The sequence below is a fragment of the Haemophilus influenzae genome (genome assembly GCF_900475755.1).
GTDB lineage: Bacteria > Pseudomonadota > Gammaproteobacteria > Enterobacterales > Pasteurellaceae > Haemophilus > Haemophilus influenzae_D.
The window spans coordinates 624,185-641,350 of sequence record NZ_LS483411.1 but is presented as its reverse complement, the minus strand read 5'-3'; the positions used below and the strand labels follow the sequence as shown (position 1 = coordinate 641,350).

Genomic DNA, 17,166 nt, shown 5'->3' with positions numbered 1-17,166 from the left:
TAGAATACGGCTAATTTTTTGTGTATTTAAAACAAAATCTAATGAGTTATTTAGCGCAGGCAATAGGCGAGTTAAAATCGAAAATTCACGCATATTTACAGCAATCAACGAATGAACTTGTCCGTTTTCAGGTGAAACTGGACAAGGTCGATTTATTGGCTTGGCTGAAAAGTCAATCTGCGTATCCACAATTTTATTTACATTTTCGTGATGAAGAAAAAGCATTGGCTGCGCTTGGCGAAGTGCAGTCATTTTCACAATTAAATTTAGTGCAAGAGTTTATTGAAGAAAGTGGTTTCCCACTGGTAGGTGGTTTGCAATTTCAAGGTATCGCACAATTTGTATTGCCAAAAATTCTTGTTGAACAGGATGAGAAAGGTGCATTGGTATCATTTTTTGTGAAAGATGAGCAAAGTGCGAATGATACTTTAGCCCACCTAAAAACTTTTGAAAATATCACCGCACTTTCTGCTTTGCCAAAACAAATTCCTTTGCATACAGAGCTTCGAGCTAACGAAAGAACTTGGTGCGATTGGGTAAATCAGGCTTTGGTAGAAATTAAAAGTGGGGAACTGACAAAAATTGTATTAGCCAATGAAACCACTTTTCATTTAAAGCAAGCGATTAATGCGTACGATTTTTTAGCTGAAAGCGAAAAACAAAATCAAGGTTGTTATCATTTTTTGTGGGCTGAAAATCCTTATTCGGTTTTTGTTGGTTCTACGCCAGAACGCCTATTTGCTCGTGAGTATAACTTGTTGCTAACTGAAGCTTTGGCGGGGACAGCATCGGTTTCTGAAAGTGAGGAAGAAACGCAATCTCAAGCCAATTGGTTGTTAAATGACGAGAAAAATTTAAAAGAAAATTGGTTGGTCGTAGAAGATATTTCGCAGAATTTACGTCAGCAAGTAGAAAGTTTTGATGTAAGCAATGTTGAATTGAAGCCGTTACGTAAAGTACAACATTTGATTCGTAAAATTCGTGCAAATTTGACCGCACATTATGCGGATGTAAATATATTAAAAGCGATTCATCCTACAGCTGCAGTATCTGGTTTGCCACAGCAACAAGCCAAAATGATTTTGTCAGAAATTGAAACCTTTGATCGAGGCTGGTATGCGGGAACATTGGGTGTGATGAGCTATGTTGGTTCCGAGTTTTGTGTGGCGATTCGTTCTGCCTTTATTGAAGCTCATCGTATTCGTGTATTTGCTGGCGCAGGCATTGTGGCAGGCTCGCAGCCATTGGAAGAGTGGAAAGAAATTGAACGTAAAGCAGCAGGGTTGATTTCCTTGTTTGCAGAAGAAAAATGATAACGGAGAAAAAAATGTCGGTAAGCGTGTTTAATCGTTGTTGGTCGAAAGTGATTTTAGAAACCTTGGTGCGTCAAGGCGTTTCTCACGTTTGTATCGCGCCAGGTTCGCGTTCGACACCTTTAACTCTTGAAGCTGTACGTTTGCAAAATGCGGGTTCAGTCACTTGTCATACGCATTTTGATGAACGTGGTTTAGGTTTTTTTGCTTTGGGTATTGCTAAGGCAACTCAATCCCCTGTCGCAATTATTGTTACATCAGGTACTGCAACAGCAAATCTTTATCCTGCCATTATTGAAGCTCGCCAAACGGGTGTGAATTTATTTGTTTTAACTGCTGATCGTCCACCAGAGCTTTGGGAGTGCGGTGCAAATCAGGCTATTTTGCAACAAAATATGTTTGGTCAGTATCCGGTTGCAAATGTTAATTTACCTAAACCGAAAGCTGATTATTCTGCGCAGTGGTTAATTTCTCTACTTGAACAGGCTGCCTTCCAACAAAAACAACAAGGTGGCGTTGTTCATATTAATGTGCCATTTGCCGAGCCACTTTATGATGCAACTGATGAGGCTGTAGATTCCCATAGTTGGCTGCAGCCATTACAACGCTGGTTAATTCAAACTAAGCCTTGGATGAATGTGGAAGCTCAACAGAACGAAGTATTAATGCATGAAAACTGGGATCATTGGCGTACCAAACGTGGTGTTGTTGTGGTTGGTCAATTACCTGCAGAACAAGCGATGGGCATTAACTCTTGGGCAAGTGCTATGGGCTGGGTGTTACTGACGGATATTCAATCTGGTGTTGTTCCAACGACGCCTTATGAAGATATTTGGCTGGCAAGCCAAACTGTTCGTGAAAAACTTCTGCAAGCTGATATTGTGATTCAATTTGGCGCACGCTTTATTAGTAAACGCATTAATCAATTCTTACAGGCGTTTAAAGGGGAATTTTGGTTGGTTGAACAAAGCGGTAAGGCATTAGATCCTTATCATCATTCGCTGACAAGATTTAATGCTAAAGCACATCATTGGTTGCGTGCGCATCCTCCTTTACGCCAAAAGCCTTGGTTGCTTGAGCCATTAGCTTTATCTAAGTTCTGTGCGACCTTTATTGAACAGCAAGTAGGCGGAAATTTAACGGAAGCCTCGTTCGCATTACGTTTACCAACACTTTTACCTTATAACGGTGTTTTATTTTTAGGTAATAGTTTACTTGTTCGTCTGGTTGATGCGCTAACGCAATTACCAGAAAGTTATCCTGTTTATACCAATCGTGGCGCGAGTGGAATTGATGGTTTGTTGGCTACGGCAGCTGGAATTGGTATAGGTTCAAATAAACCTGTTGTTGCGGTGATTGGCGATACGTCCACTTTATATGATCTAAATTCTTTCGCATTATTCAAAAACGTTACGCAACCAACAGTAATCTTTGTGATCAATAATAATGGTGGCGCGATTTTTGATATGTTACCTGTGGATGAACAAGTCAAAGATCAGTTCTATCGATTACCGCATAATGGCGATTTTTCTCAAATCGCGACAATGTTCGATCTCAAATACGCTCATCCTTATACTTGGGCAGATCTTAATTCCGTTGTTAAACAGGCTTATAGTCGTCGCAAGGCAACGTTAATTGAAATTAAAACCAATCCGAGTGATGGTAGTAGTTTGTATAAACGCTTAATCGAGCAAATTAGTCACGCCGTGATTGGTGCTTAAGTATTCTGTAGGCGGGCTTTGGTCCCGCCATATTTTATTATTTCTATCAATAATCCCTCCAATGATAAACATCATTTTTCTTCACGGACTTCTTGGTACAAAAAACGACTGGCAAAAAGTCATTAAAAATTTACCGCACTTTAATTGTATTCCGCTAGATTTGCCTTTTCATGGACAAGCCAAAGGCGTTGAAGTTACAAATTTTGAAGAAACGGCGGAGTATTTATCTCAGCAAATTAAAAGTGCGGTAAAAAATGAACCCTATTTTCTTGTTGGGTATTCTCTAGGTGGACGGATCGCTTTGTATTATGCGATGCAAGCTCAGGTGGAACGATCTAATTTGCAAGGCGTTATTTTAGAAGGGGCGAATCTAGGTTTAAAAACCGACGAAGAAAAACAGGCTCGTTTCCAGCAAGATTTTGCTTGGTCGCAACGTTTTGTACAAGAATCGCCAGAAAATGTGTTAAATGATTGGTATCAACAACCTGTGTTTTCCTATTTGACTGCAGAAGAAAGATTACAGTTGGTTGAAAAACGAAAATCAAATTGTGGGGAAAATATTGGCAAAATGTTGTTGGCGACAAGTCTATCCAAGCAACCTGATTTTAGTGAAAAAGTGCGGTTAAGTTCTTTGCCATTTTTTTATTTTTGTGGCGAACGAGATCATAAATTTCAAACTATTGCGAAAGAAAATCAAATTAATTTAGTGACAATTCCCTGTACTGGGCATAACTCACATTTAGAAAATTCAAAATATTTCTCTAAAAAAATAGAAAATTGCATATTAAAAATTGCTAGACCTTAGTTAAAATGCTAGGATTTATCCATTTCTTTTTATAATAAACTTCTAGGAAAACACAATGTCTACACAACTTCGCAATAATCCGATGAAAGTGGCGTTAGCCTCGATGGTCGGTACAGCAATCGAATTTTTTGATTATTATATCTATGCGGCTGCCGCTGTATTAGTTTTTAATACGCAATTCTTCCAAAGCGATGATCCGCTTTCTAATGACTTACTTTCTCTTTCTACGCTTGCACTTGCATTTTTTGCGCGCCCTATTGGTTCTGCATTATTTGGTCACTTCGGCGATAAAATTGGTCGTAAAAAAACCTTGGTTGCCTCCCTTGTTTTAATGGGTGGTTCAACGGTAGTAATTGGTTTACTTCCTAACTATGCTCAAATTGGTATTTGGGCGCCGATTTTGCTTTGCGTATGCCGTGTTGGTCAAGGTATTGGACTCGGTGGCGAATGGGGCGGTGCAGCGTTAGTCGCAACAGAAAATGCACCAGAAGGAAAACGAGCTTGGTACGGTACTTTCCCTCAATTAGGCGCACCAATTGGTTTATTTGTCGCTAATGGAACGTTCTTCTTAGTTAGCTATTTACTTGGTCATAATGCACTTGTTGAATGGGCGTGGCGTATTCCGTTTGTCTCTTCCATTTTATTAGTTGCAGTTGGTTTATATGTTCGCTTAACTTTGCACGAAAGCCACGTATTTGTGGAAGCAGAGCAAAAAGGCAAAAAATTGAATGCACCAGTGAGTGTTGTGTTTACCAAACACTTAAAACCAATGATCATTGGTACATTTATTATGGTGGCAACTTATTCTCTGTTTTACATTATGACGGCTTTTGCACAGGCATATTCTCGAACCGCGCCAAAGCTTTCTGAAGCAGGTTATGCGCTTGGCTTAGGTATCCCAGCAAATACATTTACTGGCTTGTTATTAATTAGTGCGATTGTATTTGGTATTTTTATTAGTATTTCTGGTGTTTATGCCGATAAAATCGGTCGTCGTAAATGGTTAATTTGGGTAACTATTGCTATCGGTGTGCTTGGTTTAGCAATGCCGTTATTCTTAGAAAATGGCACACCAGTTAGCGTATTTGCATTTTTAGTGATTGGTATGGCGATTATGGGAATGACATTTGGTCCAATGGCAGCGTTATTACCAGAATTGTTCCCAACGGAAGTGCGTTATTCAGGCGCATCTCTCGCCTATAATTTGGCATCAATTATTGGTGCAACAATTGCGGCGATGATTTCTTTAAAAATTAATGCGTCATTTGGTGTAATGGGCGTAGGGATTTATTTAGCAATCAATGTATTAATGACTCTCTTGGCATTATTAGCCTCAAAAGAGACTAAAAATGTAGATTTAACAGAAATCTAATTTTAGTCATCAATATTTCAGGTTATTTAGCCTTTAGAAATAGTTTATTTAGAACTTATATCAAGTTTAGGTTTTAATGCCAACGAGCAAATAGACTACTTTGATTAAATTGATCAGAAGATCGCAGTTTGTTAATAAAAAATCTGCACCTTACTTCGTTAGAAAATAAATCTAATTAAGGTGCAGAATAAAATAAGGTTTTATTGCTTCAAATAAATATTAATTTAACTTAACAACGCTTGTGCAGCTGCGATCACAACAGACACAGCTTTTTCTTCCGTTTGCTTTATTGTTGCTTCATTTGGAATTTCTTGTTGAGTACGGTTTACAATCACGCCTGCAACCATTCCTGCACGTAAACCCAATGCACTACACATAGTGAACAATGTTGAGGATTCCATTTCGTAGTTCATTACATTCAAATCTTGCCATTGTTTAAGTAGCCCTTGGTAATCACGATATACTTTACCGCTATAGGTATCATAACGTTCTTGACCAGGATAGAATGTATCAGATGAAGCGGTTATACCCACATAAGGCTCGATACCTTTTGCTTTCGCTGCATTATAAAGTGCGGTTGTACATTCAAAGTTTGCCACAGCGGGATATTCTAAAGGTACGAAATGACAGCTTGCGCCATCTAAGCGAACAGAAGCGGTTGTGATAAGAACATCGCCTACATTAATGTGCGGTTGAATTGCACCCGTTGTACCAATACGTAAGAAAGTACGTACACCAAGTTGAGCCAGTTCTTCCACACAAATTGATGTTGAAGGGCCACCAATACCCGTAGAACATACAACAATAGGCTGACCATTGACATAACCTAACCACGATGTAAATTCACGCGTGCTTGCAAGAAACTCTGGGTTATCAAGTTGTTTCGCAATACGCTCACTGCGCGCAGGATCGCCTGGAACAATAGCGAGTGTTGCGCCTTTAAGTTGTGCTTTAGTGAGGTTTAAGTGAAATACGTCTGACATAATAAATCTCCTTATTATCATTGAACGTGATGATTTCGCCCTTAGGAAAAATCTTATTGTAAAGAAAAGAAATAAAACATTTTTAGAAAATTTTGTTTTCTTTTTCAAACATTTTCATTATTTTTCTTTCATTTTTCTGATAACTAATAATAAGTAAAAAAAGAAGTGCGGTCAAAAAGTTAAACGTTTTCGGTTATAATTCCACGTAAATTTTTTCTAGAACAAGCGAAAAATAAAATGAATGCAAAAATTTTAGTTATAAAAGTAGGGGAAGTTCAAACCCTAACCTTTTCAGATGGAAGCCAATACGAAAGCGCGATTCGTAAAAAAGTTGTGCCATCGGTAAAAATTCATTCTCTTGGTGCGGAAGGAAACGATGTGGGTTTGAAAAAACATCACGGTGGTGTAGATAAAGCTCTCTTTTTTATGTCGGTAGATTCTTTTAATAAATTAAATGCTTTATTAAATAAAGATTTTTCTTATATGGATACTGCGACATACGGAGAAAATTTTGTCGTGTCAGGCTTGAATGAAGACAATGTGTGTATTGGCGATCGTTATCAAATCGGTTCAACCATTTTAGAAGTATCCCAGCCACGCAAACCTTGCGAACGTTTATCAAAAAATACAGAAAACGAAAATACACGTGATATTATTTATCAAACGGGGCTTAGTGGATGGTATGTTCGTATTATTGAAACAGGAATAATTAAGCAAAACGATGAACTAAAATTACTCTCCCGTCCTTATCCGCAAATAACAATTCGTCATTTAAATCGCTTGTTATCCTCACCCGAAAATGAAGCTGAACTAGAAGCAGCATTAGATATTGAAGTATTAGCTGAAGCCTTTAAACGCTCAATTCGATCGCAAGTATCGAAATTCAAACAACAGAGATAAATATGTCAGAAATTTCAACCGCACTTTCTTTAGAAAATTGTCCTTGTCAATCTGGTCATCATTATGCGGATTGTTGTGGAAAATTTCATTTAAAACAAGCATTTCCCGAAACGGCAGAGCAACTTATGCGTTCACGTTATACGGCTTATGTGTTAAAAAATATTCCCTATATTGTTGTAACAACTGTGCCAAGCCAACAAACTTTATTAGAGCCTAGGTTATTGCAAGAATGGGCGGACAACACCGTGTGGCTAGGATTAGAAATTCTAAAAACAGAAAGCCTTACAAAAACTCAAAGTGCGGTGGAATTTAAAGCGATTTTTCAAGGCGATGAATGTGAGCAAGCCCATCAAGAACGGTCAATTTTTGTGAAAATTAAAGATCGTTGGTATTTTGTTGATCCGACAGTATCCTTGCCTACAATGAAACAACCTTGTGTATGTGGTTCGAGTAAAAAATTTAAACATTGCTGTGGGGGATTTTTATGATTTCATTGAAACAATTTAGCCTGCTCTTTTGGAAACGTTTTTCAGAAAATAAACTTAATCAAGTAGCTGGCGCATTGACTTATAGCACAATGTTAGCAATGGTTCCTTTGGTTATGGTTATTTTTTCTATTTTCTCTGCTTTTCCTGTATTCAATGAAGTGACGGGAGAATTGAAAGAAATGATTTTCACTAATTTTGCGCCATCAGCGAGTGATATGGTGGGCGAATATATCGATCAATTTGTCTTAAATTCCAAAAAAATGAGTGCTGTTGGTATTATTAGCTTGATTGCGGTAGCCTTGATGTTGATTAATAATATCGACCGAACACTAAATAGTATTTGGCACAATAGTCAATCTCGCTCTCCGCTTTCTTCTTTTGCGATTTATTGGATGATTTTGACACTTGGCCCACTTATTATTGGCGTGAGCATTGGGATTAGTTCGTATATTAAAATAATGTTTGAGCAATCGGAACATTTATCATTAGGCTTAAAATTGCTCAGTTTTGTGCCTTTTTTATTTACTTGGTTTATTTTTACGCTTATTTATACGGTTGTACCGAATAAAAAAGTGAAAATTAAGCATTCAGCTTACGGTGCATTTCTTGCCGCGGTTTTTTTCACTCTTGGTAAACAAGCATTTACTTGGTATATCGTTACTTTTCCCTCTTATCAATTAATTTACGGTGCAATGGCAACTTTACCAATTATGTTATTGTGGATTCAAATAAGTTGGCTTGTGGTATTAGTTGGTGCGCAATTAGCTTCAACCTTGGATGAAATTGGCGAGCAGATCGAGCAATAATGCTCGATCTAAGAAAATTATCGGGCAATCGCCAATGTTTGATATAAATAATGGCGATAATCATTGAGTAGCTGAATATCAGAAGAATCTTCTAATTTTCCATTACTTAATTTGCACATTGCCATATTCGCTTTCATAAATTCATCTTCTGCTGATAATCCAGCTACATTCATCAAAACACCTCCAACAAAAGCGAGATCTAAAAAACGTTGTTCTTGTTTAAATTGACTCGCACAATTACTTCTTACAACAAATTGAGTCACATAATCGGGCTGTGCATAATCCCCTTTCTTCGGTGGGATAACATTATCAAATGCCACTTGGTGATCACCGAAATAACCTAGAACAAAAGGCTTTTTACGTTCATGTAAATAGTTATTCATTCCTTCAATCGCATCATTCAATGCGACAATACGTTGAGTATAGTCATTCAATGCAGAAATACTTTTAGCCCCTAAATTAGGCATTTGAAGGTTAAATTTATTTTCCATACCTAATTCATATGGACCATGTTCACGCATAGTCAATACATAAACAAACATCGGTTGATCTACATTTTCTAACGCAGGATACTGCTTTTCCAAAATCATTCGGGTGTACTTCATCATTTCTTCACTACTAATATCCCAAAGATTTTTACTAATAGGTGCAGGATAACCAAGATCTTGCGGCTGTAACATCAAATCAAAACCGAAATGATCATAAGCGGATTTCGCATTGTAATTACCTTTTGTAAAAGGCGACAAGGCAACACAAAAATATCCTTGTGCTTTTAGATTTTTCACTAAACCTGATTGCAAGTGCGGTACAACAGAATAAAAAACGCCACTTGCTAACGTACCAAAATCAGTCGAAGGCACACCGGCTAAAAAAGCAAATTCTGATTTCCAGGTTGCGCCAGCAAAAGTATGTACACGCAATGGCGAAGTAAATACCGTATCATTTTGAGGCTCAAACATGGAAAGTGGTGGAATAGATTGCTGACTAAAAGCAAATTGATGAGGGTTCAGCGTGGATTCCATTAATGTTACAACAATATCGGGTTTTGTTTCAGATAGGTTGTTTGTTTCAGATAGGTTGTTTGTTTCAGATGAAAGTGCGGTCATTTTTTCAATAAAATTTTGGCTATTGCCATCAAAACTTGGCACTTTGAAAAAAATACCGCGGCAAGACATTGGTAAATTTAAAAACACATCACGACCATCATCAGGCAAAGAATCTAACCAAACTTGCACCGCACTTGGCTTTTTAGAATAATGCCACATCAAACTAAAGCTAAGGATAAACAATAACGCTCCAATGCTGTTACCTAATACCCCTAAAGACTCGACATCATTGAAACCAAAAATCGCATAACCTAATAACGCAAGTAGCCCAATAACGTCAAACAATGCACCTTTATAATGAATTAAAGTTTCCCAATTTCGCCAATCCACCACAAGAAAGAAATCTGAAATTAGCAAAGGTTGTTTGTAATAATGAATTTTTAAACGGTGAAATAACATCAGTACCACAAAAAGCACAGATGAAAAATTTAAAGCACGTTGCCATTGACCGGAAACCATAAGCATACCGCCAAATAAAAAAGAAAAGAGTGCGATAGCAAAGAAATAAGTCCAACGATAATGGGAGTTTATGATAAAAATCACTGCCGCAATCGTGAATAAAGCTAAGAAAATATAAGCGATCATAAATTTTCCCTATGATGCATAACAGACTAAAATAAGACATGACAATATCTGAATACTTTATCACGTAAACGTAATAGATTGAACGGGAAAAGAAAATTATTTAGATAATTTGAAAATAAAGTGGTGGGCGATACCGGTCTCGAACCAGTGACCCCCTCCTTGTAAGGGAGGTGCTCTCCCAACTGAGCTAATCGCCCGATAATATTAAGGAAAACCCTAAATTTTCGGTTTATTTAAACACTTTTAAGTGGTGGGCGATACCGGTCTCGAACCAGTGACCCCCTCCTTGTAAGGGAGGTGCTCTCCCAACTGAGCTAATCGCCCACTAGAAAGCGTTTAAATATAAAGGGAAAGTTTGAGCGGAAAGGACACTTTAGAAAAGTGGTGGGCGATACCGGTCTCGAACCAGTGACCCCCTCCTTGTAAGGGAGGTGCTCTCCCAACTGAGCTAATCGCCCGCTTGGTCAAACTTAGTAACATTAAGAACACTTTTTAGAGAAGTGGTGGGCGATACCGGTCTCGAACCAGTGACCCCCTCCTTGTAAGGGAGGTGCTCTCCCAACTGAGCTAATCGCCCTTAATGTTGTGGGTTGGCATTATAGGGAGAATGCATTTTCAGTCAATACCTTTTTACTAAATTTTGTTTAATTGTCGTAAAAATAAGCATAAAATCCGCTTTTTTATTTAGAAGTCAAACAAGTCGTAGTAGAATAACGACTAATATTTTATTGAAGATAGGTTATAAAAATGAAACTAGATGCTCCTTTTAATTTAGATCCAAATGTAAAAGTGCGTACTCGTTTTGCTCCTAGCCCTACAGGTTATTTACATGTAGGTGGCGCACGTACCGCACTTTATTCCTGGTTATACGCAAAACATAATAACGGCGAATTTGTATTACGAATTGAAGACACAGATTTAGAGCGTTCAACACCAGAAGCAACAGCTGCAATTATTGAAGGAATGGAATGGTTAAATCTTCCGTGGGAGCATGGCCCTTATTACCAAACTAAACGCTTTGATCGTTACAACCAAGTGATCGATGAAATGATTGAACAAGGCTTAGCATATCGTTGCTATTGTACTAAAGATCGCTTAGAAGAACTTCGTCATACTCAAGAACAAAATAAAGAAAAACCACGTTATGACCGCCACTGCTTACACGATCACATCCGCTCTCCAGATGAACCTCACGTTGTACGTTTCAAAAATCCAACTGAAGGCTCGGTAGTATTTGATGATGCCGTACGTGGTCGCATTGAAATCAGCAACAGTGAACTTGATGATCTTATTATTCGTCGCACAGACGGTTCGCCAACTTATAACTTCTGCGTGGTTGTAGATGACTGGGATATGGGTATCACACACGTTGTCCGTGGCGAAGATCATATCAACAACACGCCACGTCAAATTAACATTTTAAAAGCCATTGGAGCCCCAATTCCAACCTATGCGCACGTTTCCATGATTAATGGAGATGATGGTCAAAAACTCTCTAAACGACATGGTGCAGTGAGCGTAATGCAATATCGTGATGATGGTTACTTACCAGAAGCTTTAATCAACTATCTTGTGCGTTTAGGCTGGGGACATGGCGACCAAGAAATTTTCAGTCGCGAAGAAATGATCAATTATTTTGAATTAGATCACGTTAGCAAATCAGCTAGTGCATTCAACACTGAAAAATTACAATGGTTGAATCAACATTATATCCGTGAATTACCGCCAGAATATGTGGTTAAACATCTTGAATGGCATTACAAAGATCAAGGCATTGATACAACCAATGGTCCTGCATTAACTGAAATTGTCTCTATGCTTGCGGAACGCTGCAAAACCTTAAAAGAAATGGCTAGCTCAAGCCGCTATTTCTTTGAAGAGTTTGAAACCTTTGATGAACCTGCAGCGAAAAAACATTTCAAAGGCAATGCTGTTGAAGCGCTTACAAAAATAAAAGAAAAATTAACCGCACTTTCTAGCTGGGATTTACATTCTACTCACGAAGCGATTGAGCAAACGGCTGCTGAATTAGAAGTAGGAATGGGCAAAGTTGGCATGCCATTACGTGTTGCTGTGACAGGCTCTGGTCAATCTCCATCAATGGATGTTACCCTAGTCGGTATCGGCAGAGATCGTGTACTTACACGTATTCAGCGCGCAATTGATTTTATTAATGCACAAAACGCTTAATATTTAATCGGATAACAAACACATAATAAAATCGTATTGACAGCCACATAGTCAAATTTTATCATATTGCTGTCTTTTATGGGGATATAGCTCAGTTGGGAGAGCGCTTGAATGGCATTCAAGAGGTCGTCGGTTCGATCCCGATTATCTCCACCAAATTAATAAAGCAAGGTTACTTACCTTGCTTTTTTATTATCAATAATCAATATCTTAGTGAATTTTAACAAAAATAAAAATCAAAGCGTGCTAGAATAGTACGCTTTTTTATTACATCGTTAGAAACCATATCAAGGAATAATTATGCGTCCAAATAATCGAGAAAATAATCAACTCCGCCAAATTAAAATTACCCGTAATTACACCAAGCACGCTGAAGGTTCCGTGCTTGTTGAATTTGGGGACACCAAAGTGCTTTGTACTGCAACAGTGGAAGATGCTGTACCACGTTTCTTAAAAGGACAAGGACAAGGCTGGGTCACGGCTGAATATGGAATGTTGCCACGTTCAACACATAGTCGTATGCAACGTGAAGCGGCTAAAGGTAAACAAGGCGGACGCACAATGGAAATTCAACGCTTAATTGCTCGCTCTTTGCGTGCGATGGTGGATCTCAAAGCACTTGGCGAACGTGCGATTACTTTAGATTGCGATGTTATTCAAGCAGATGGCGGCACACGTACCGCATCCATTACTGGTGCTGCTATCGCATTATGTGATGCGATCAACGGTTTAATTGAGAATGGCACGTTAAAAACTAACCCAATTAAAGGTCTAGTTTCGGCGATTTCTGTAGGGATTGTTGAGGGGCAAGCCGTTTGTGATTTGGAATATGTGGAAGATTCTGCAGCAGAAACTGATATGAATGTTGTGATGATGGAAGATGGTCGCATGATTGAGGTACAAGGCACCGCAGAAGGCGAGCCATTTAGCCATGAAGAATTATTAACATTATTAGATTTAGCGAAACAAGGCTGTAATCAAATTTTCATCGCTCAACGCGAAGCGTTAGGCTTATAAACATAGTTTATAGGGATTAAAAAATGGAACAATATAAACGCGATTTTATCGAATTTGCTTTAAGCCGAAATGTATTGAAATTCGGCGAGTTTACTTTGAAATCGGGGCGTAAAAGTCCGTATTTTTTCAATGCAGGTTTGTTTAATACGGGGGCAGATTTAGCGCGTTTAGGCGAGTTTTATGCTGCGGCAATTCAGGCAAGTGCGGTAGATTTTGATGTTGTTTTTGGCCCGGCTTACAAAGGTATTCCAATTGGCACTTCAGTTTCGGTGGCGTTATTTAATCGTTATGGTATTGATAAACCCGTGTGTTTTAATCGCAAAGAAGTGAAAGATCACGGAGAGGGCGGCAATTTAATTGGTAGTCCATTGCAAGGAAAAATTTTGCTTGTGGATGACGTGATTACGGCTGGTACTGCAATTCGTGAATCTATGGAATTAATCAGTGCAAATCAGGCAGAGCTTGCGGCAGTATTAATCGCCTTAAACCGTAAGGAACGAGGAAAAGGCGAGCTTTCAGCAATTCAAGAAGTAGAACGTGATTATCAATGCCAAGTGTTATCAATTATTGATTTAGATGATTTGATGCAATTTATTGAACAAGATCCGCGATACAGTAGCCATTTGCCAGAAATGCGTGCTTATCGTGCCGAATTTGGCGTATAAAACTTGAGAAATAAATTTTTGTTATCATTATAAATAACATTATAAAAATAACCGCACTTTGACTTAACAGAGGAAAGAATGAATTTTATTGGAAAAATTATAGGCGTATTTTTAGGTTGGAAAGTTGGTGGATTTTTTGGTGCGATTGCTGGGCTAATCTTAGGCTCCATCGCAGATAAAAAATTGTATGAACTTGGTTCGGTAAGTTCTAGTTTCTTTAAAAAGAAAACAACGCGTCAAGACTTGTTTATGCAAACCACCTTTGCAGTGCTAGGGCATTTAAGCAAATCGAAAGGGCGTGTAACAGAAGAAGATATCCAATTAGCTAATCAATTAATGATTCAGCTTAAACTAGATGATGCAGGGCGTAAATTAGCACAGGATGCGTTTCGTCGTGGTAAAGAATCTGATTTCCCAATTCGTCAAGTGATCCGTGAATTTCGCATTGGTTGTGGGCAACGTACTGATTTATTGCGAATGTTCTTACAAGTGCAAGTTCAAGCGGCTTTTGCCGATTCAGAACTTCACGAAAATGAGAAAGAAGTGCTTTATGTGATTGCTGAAGAACTTGGTCTTTCTCGTATGCAATTTGAACAAATGATTGCAATGGAAATGGCTGCTCGAGCTTTTACTCAAGGCGGTTTCTATCAGCAATATCAACAAGGTGCATATCAAGGTGGCTACCAATATCAGCAACAAAATAGTGGTGGTTACCAACATGCTTCTGGCCCAACTTTAAATGATGCCTATAAAGTATTGGGTGTGACTGAGTCCGACGAGCAACAAGTAGTAAAACGCGCTTATCGTCGTTTAATGAATGAACACCATCCAGATAAACTCGTGGCGAAAGGTTTACCGCCAGAAATGATGGAAATGGCAAAAGAAAAAACGCAACAGATTCAAGCTGCTTACGATTTAATTTGTAAAGCAAAAGGCTGGAAATAGTGCGTGTTATTCTTGCGCCTATGCAAGGGGTTCTTGATCCCTTTGTACGCCAACTTCTCACTGAAGTGAATGACTACGATTTATGTATAACAGAATTTGTTCGTGTAGTTGATCAACTTCTCCCTGAAAAAGTATTTTATCGTTTATGCCCTGAATTAAAAAATCAGGGCTTTACTTCTTCTGGCACGCCTGTGCGAGTGCAGTTGCTAGGGCAGCATCCAGAATGCCTTGCTGAAAATGCGATTCGTGCGATAGAACTTGGCTCTCATGGCATTGATTTAAATTGTGGTTGCCCCTCTAAAACTGTAAATGGCAGTAATGGTGGTGCGGCATTATTGAAACAGCCTGAATTGATTTATCGTGCCACTCAAGCCTTACGCCAAGCCGTGCCAAGTGAATTCCCCGTTAGTGTAAAAGTGCGGTTAGGCTGGGATAATATTTCTCAAGCTTTTGAAATCGCTGATGCGGTAGAGCAAGGGGGAGCAACCGAAATTACAGTTCATGGACGCACAAAATCTGATGGTTATCGTGCTGATCGAATTAATTGGAAAAAAATTGGTAAAGTTCGAGAGCATTTATCCATTCCTGTTATTGCTAACGGAGAAATTTGGCATTGGCAAGATGGGCAAGATTGCTTATCTCAAACAGGTTGTCAGGATTTAATGGTGGGACGAGGTGCGTTGAATATTCCGAATTTAAGTCATGTTCTGAAATCAAATACAGAAAAAATGCCTTGGCGTGAGATTCAAAAAATCTTGCAAAAATATGCGAATGTTGAAAATGAATATGGCAGCGGTTTTTACCATGTGGCACGAATTAAACAATGGTTACGTTATTTGAATAAGGAATATGATGAGGCGAACAAAGTGTTTGATAAGATTAAGACTTGCCAAACTGCTGAAGATTTGAAATTACGTTTAAATGATAAATAAAAAACCTGCTAATCAGCAGGTTTTCTTTTTATAAATTATTTAAAAATTGACCGCACTTTTTAATTTTTTCAGTGCATTGGTTTCTAATTGACGGATACGTTCCGCAGAGACATTATATTTTGCTGCTAAGTCGTGTAATGTTGCTTTGTTATCATCTAACCAACGAGCTTTGATAATATCTTGGCTGCGCGCATCCAAACTTTGTAATGCCGTGCTTAGTTGCTCAGTGGCTTGGCTTTCAAAGTTTTCATTTTCAAGCTCTGCAGCGAAATTAGAACTTTTATCTTCCAAATAAAGGGATGGAGAGTAAGTCTCTGTTTCTGCATCATCAGTGGGTAAATCAAAACCTACATCGGCACCGCTCATACGCGATTCCATTTCGATCACATCTTCTTTGGAAACACCCAATTCATTTGCCACCATATCAACTTCATTTTCATTGAACCAACCTAAACGTTGTTTAGTTTTGCGTAGGTTGAAAAATAATTTACGTTGAGCCTTCGTGGTCGCTACTTTTACGATACGCCAGTTACGAAGCACATATTCGTGGATTTCCGCTTTAATCCAATGTACGGCGAATGACACCAAACGTACACCAACTTCAGGGTTAAAACGTTTTACCGCTTTCATTAACCCGATATTGCCTTCTTGGATTAAATCCGCTTGAGGCAAGCCATAGCCAGAATAGCCACGTGCAACATGGATCACGAAACGAAGATGCGACAAAATGAGTTTTTTCGCAGCATCTAAATCCTCGTGATAATACAAACGTTCTGCCAATTCCTTTTCTTCCTCTGCGGTCAGCATCGGATATTCATTTGCCGCACGAATATAACCTTCGATACTGCCTTGAGGAACTAACATCATTTGTGTTTCTTTATCCATCGTTTCCCTTCTTTATTTTGGCTTTTGCCAATCAATGTACTTAGTTATAGCACAATAAGCTATCTTATTGAACCAATTTGTTAATAAGACAGGGTTTATCAATCAAAAGTTCAATTATTCTAAATAACTCTGATTAATTAGCAAAGTGGAATGAGGGTTAAATTAAGATTTTCATCAACCACTTTAAATAGTAAATCAATGTTTGGATGTTTGCCTGGATTCGCTTTTGCATCTTCGACGTGTTCTGCAAACCATTCAACACCTTGTTGTGCGGAAGTTCGGTTTAATTTCCCGTTAAATTTTTCAGCCAACGCATTATAAAGGCGAAGCGATCCTAATTTACCTTGTATCGCAGGAATGTTATGGATAATAGTTTCTCCATTCATCACATTTAAACCCATTAGATGATCGATGTTGGGCAAGGTTTCTAAAATTTCTTTAAAGTTCATAGTG

Annotated in this window: 16 protein-coding genes and 5 tRNA genes; 13 read left to right on the top strand and 8 right to left on the bottom strand. The window is 38.4% G+C overall.

Translation table 11 applies throughout. The features are described from left to right. Positions 1-41: 41 nt before the first annotated feature. From DQN24_RS03225 to DQN24_RS03210, 4 genes are all read left to right on the top strand, one after another. A complete protein-coding gene (locus DQN24_RS03225; protein WP_172453971.1) occupies positions 42-1,313 on the top strand; it encodes an isochorismate synthase in 1,272 nt (423 codons plus the stop codon). Between the two features lie 14 nt (positions 1,314-1,327). Continuing rightward, positions 1,328-3,034 carry a 2-succinyl-5-enolpyruvyl-6-hydroxy-3-cyclohexene-1-carboxylic-acid synthase gene (gene menD / locus DQN24_RS03220; protein ID WP_111695391.1) on the top strand — a complete coding sequence of 569 codons (1,707 nt, stop codon included), beginning with the start codon at positions 1,328-1,330 and terminating at the stop codon, positions 3,032-3,034. A 61-nt stretch (positions 3,035-3,095) separates the two neighbouring features. Next, entirely contained in the window at positions 3,096-3,839 is a 744-nt protein-coding gene (gene menH, locus DQN24_RS03215; RefSeq protein ID WP_111695738.1) for a 2-succinyl-6-hydroxy-2,4-cyclohexadiene-1-carboxylate synthase, read from the top strand. A 55-nt stretch (positions 3,840-3,894) separates the two neighbouring features. Beyond that, a complete protein-coding gene (locus DQN24_RS03210; RefSeq protein ID WP_005689473.1) occupies positions 3,895-5,211 on the top strand; it encodes an MFS transporter in 1,317 nt (438 codons plus the stop codon). Positions 5,212-5,435: 224 nt separating this feature from the next. Here DQN24_RS03210 and udp read toward each other — a convergent pair whose 3' ends face one another. Continuing rightward, complete coding sequence (gene udp, locus DQN24_RS03205; protein WP_021035718.1) at positions 5,436-6,194, bottom strand: uridine phosphorylase; 759 nt, start codon at positions 6,192-6,194, stop codon at positions 5,436-5,438. Positions 6,195-6,431: 237 nt separating this feature from the next. On the opposite strand from udp, the gene DQN24_RS03200 reads away from it, so the two are divergent. The 3 genes from DQN24_RS03200 to DQN24_RS03190 are packed head-to-tail and all read left to right on the top strand — an operon-like array spanning position 6,432 to position 8,388. Further along, complete coding sequence (locus DQN24_RS03200; RefSeq protein ID WP_111695390.1) at positions 6,432-7,094, top strand: MOSC domain-containing protein; 663 nt, start codon at positions 6,432-6,434, stop codon at positions 7,092-7,094. Positions 7,095-7,096: 2 nt separating this feature from the next. Next, positions 7,097-7,582 (top strand): YchJ family protein, encoded by a 486-nt coding sequence (locus tag DQN24_RS03195; protein WP_111695389.1) that lies wholly within the window; start codon positions 7,097-7,099, stop codon positions 7,580-7,582. Continuing rightward, positions 7,579-8,388, top strand: a complete 810-nt coding sequence (locus tag DQN24_RS03190; RefSeq protein WP_111695388.1) for a virulence factor BrkB family protein — start codon at positions 7,579-7,581, stop codon at positions 8,386-8,388. The genes DQN24_RS03195 and DQN24_RS03190 overlap by 4 nt, the downstream gene beginning before the upstream one ends. Before the next feature lie 17 nt (positions 8,389-8,405). On the opposite strand, the gene lpt6 is transcribed toward DQN24_RS03190, so the two are convergent. The 5 genes from lpt6 to DQN24_RS03165 form a co-directional block, all read right to left on the bottom strand. Further along, positions 8,406-10,079 carry a phosphoethanolamine transferase Lpt6 gene (gene lpt6, locus DQN24_RS03185; protein ID WP_111695387.1) on the bottom strand — a complete coding sequence of 558 codons (1,674 nt, stop codon included), beginning with the start codon at positions 10,077-10,079 and terminating at the stop codon, positions 8,406-8,408. Between the two features lie 121 nt (positions 10,080-10,200). Beyond that, a tRNA-Val gene (locus DQN24_RS03180) sits at positions 10,201-10,276 on the bottom strand. 51 nt (positions 10,277-10,327) lie between these two features. Next, positions 10,328-10,403: transfer RNA gene (locus DQN24_RS03175), tRNA-Val, on the bottom strand. A 58-nt stretch (positions 10,404-10,461) separates the two neighbouring features. Continuing rightward, a tRNA-Val gene (locus tag DQN24_RS03170) sits at positions 10,462-10,537 on the bottom strand. 43 nt (positions 10,538-10,580) lie between these two features. Beyond that, positions 10,581-10,656 (bottom strand) — tRNA-Val (locus tag DQN24_RS03165). Positions 10,657-10,826: 170 nt separating this feature from the next. Between DQN24_RS03165 and gltX the strand changes: the two genes are divergently transcribed. From gltX to dusC, 6 genes are all read left to right on the top strand, one after another. Continuing rightward, entirely contained in the window at positions 10,827-12,269 is a 1,443-nt protein-coding gene (gltX, locus tag DQN24_RS03160) for a glutamate--tRNA ligase (protein ID WP_075913200.1), read from the top strand. A gap of 80 nt (positions 12,270-12,349) precedes the next feature. Then, positions 12,350-12,425: transfer RNA gene (locus tag DQN24_RS03155), tRNA-Ala, on the top strand. A gap of 144 nt (positions 12,426-12,569) precedes the next feature. Then, positions 12,570-13,286 carry a ribonuclease PH gene (gene rph, locus DQN24_RS03150; RefSeq protein WP_111695386.1) on the top strand — a complete coding sequence of 239 codons (717 nt, stop codon included), beginning with the start codon at positions 12,570-12,572 and terminating at the stop codon, positions 13,284-13,286. A 23-nt stretch (positions 13,287-13,309) separates the two neighbouring features. Beyond that, entirely contained in the window at positions 13,310-13,951 is a 642-nt protein-coding gene (gene pyrE, locus DQN24_RS03145; protein WP_005686697.1) for an orotate phosphoribosyltransferase, read from the top strand. Positions 13,952-14,029: 78 nt separating this feature from the next. Next, positions 14,030-14,896 carry a co-chaperone DjlA gene (djlA, locus tag DQN24_RS03140; RefSeq protein WP_111695385.1) on the top strand — a complete coding sequence of 289 codons (867 nt, stop codon included), beginning with the start codon at positions 14,030-14,032 and terminating at the stop codon, positions 14,894-14,896. Then, a complete protein-coding gene (gene dusC, locus DQN24_RS03135; RefSeq protein WP_111695384.1) occupies positions 14,896-15,828 on the top strand; it encodes a tRNA dihydrouridine(16) synthase DusC in 933 nt (310 codons plus the stop codon). The genes djlA and dusC overlap by 1 nt, the downstream gene beginning before the upstream one ends. 39 nt (positions 15,829-15,867) lie before the next feature. Here dusC and rpoH read toward each other — a convergent pair whose 3' ends face one another. Further along, positions 15,868-16,713 (bottom strand): RNA polymerase sigma factor RpoH, encoded by an 846-nt coding sequence (gene rpoH, locus DQN24_RS03130; RefSeq protein WP_111695383.1) that lies wholly within the window; start codon positions 16,711-16,713, stop codon positions 15,868-15,870. Between the two features lie 137 nt (positions 16,714-16,850). Next, entirely contained in the window at positions 16,851-17,162 is a 312-nt protein-coding gene (locus DQN24_RS03125; RefSeq protein ID WP_111688874.1) for a DUF2322 family protein, read from the bottom strand. Positions 17,163-17,166 lie beyond the last annotated feature (4 nt).

Bases quoted from the DNA above. Each gene is read 5' to 3' on its own strand.
- pyrE (WP_005686697.1), top strand. From the start codon at position 13,310: ATGGAACAATATAAACGCGATTTTATCGAATTTGCTTTAAGCCGAAAT.
- DQN24_RS03225 (WP_172453971.1), top strand. From the start codon at position 42: ATGAGTTATTTAGCGCAGGCAATAGGCGAGTTAAAATCGAAAATTCAC.
- gltX (WP_075913200.1), top strand. From the start codon at position 10,827: ATGAAACTAGATGCTCCTTTTAATTTAGATCCAAATGTAAAAGTGCGT.
- udp (WP_021035718.1), bottom strand. From the start codon at position 6,194: ATGTCAGACGTATTTCACTTAAACCTCACTAAAGCACAACTTAAAGGC.
- DQN24_RS03210 (WP_005689473.1), top strand. From the start codon at position 3,895: ATGTCTACACAACTTCGCAATAATCCGATGAAAGTGGCGTTAGCCTCG.
- lpt6 (WP_111695387.1), bottom strand. From the start codon at position 10,079: ATGATCGCTTATATTTTCTTAGCTTTATTCACGATTGCGGCAGTGATT.
- DQN24_RS03195 (WP_111695389.1), top strand. From the start codon at position 7,097: ATGTCAGAAATTTCAACCGCACTTTCTTTAGAAAATTGTCCTTGTCAA.
- DQN24_RS03125 (WP_111688874.1), bottom strand. From the start codon at position 17,162: ATGAACTTTAAAGAAATTTTAGAAACCTTGCCCAACATCGATCATCTA.
- menH (WP_111695738.1), top strand. From the start codon at position 3,096: ATGATAAACATCATTTTTCTTCACGGACTTCTTGGTACAAAAAACGAC.
- DQN24_RS03200 (WP_111695390.1), top strand. From the start codon at position 6,432: ATGAATGCAAAAATTTTAGTTATAAAAGTAGGGGAAGTTCAAACCCTA.
- rpoH (WP_111695383.1), bottom strand. From the start codon at position 16,713: ATGGATAAAGAAACACAAATGATGTTAGTTCCTCAAGGCAGTATCGAA.
- DQN24_RS03190 (WP_111695388.1), top strand. From the start codon at position 7,579: ATGATTTCATTGAAACAATTTAGCCTGCTCTTTTGGAAACGTTTTTCA.
- menD (WP_111695391.1), top strand. From the start codon at position 1,328: ATGTCGGTAAGCGTGTTTAATCGTTGTTGGTCGAAAGTGATTTTAGAA.
- djlA (WP_111695385.1), top strand. From the start codon at position 14,030: ATGAATTTTATTGGAAAAATTATAGGCGTATTTTTAGGTTGGAAAGTT.
- rph (WP_111695386.1), top strand. From the start codon at position 12,570: ATGCGTCCAAATAATCGAGAAAATAATCAACTCCGCCAAATTAAAATT.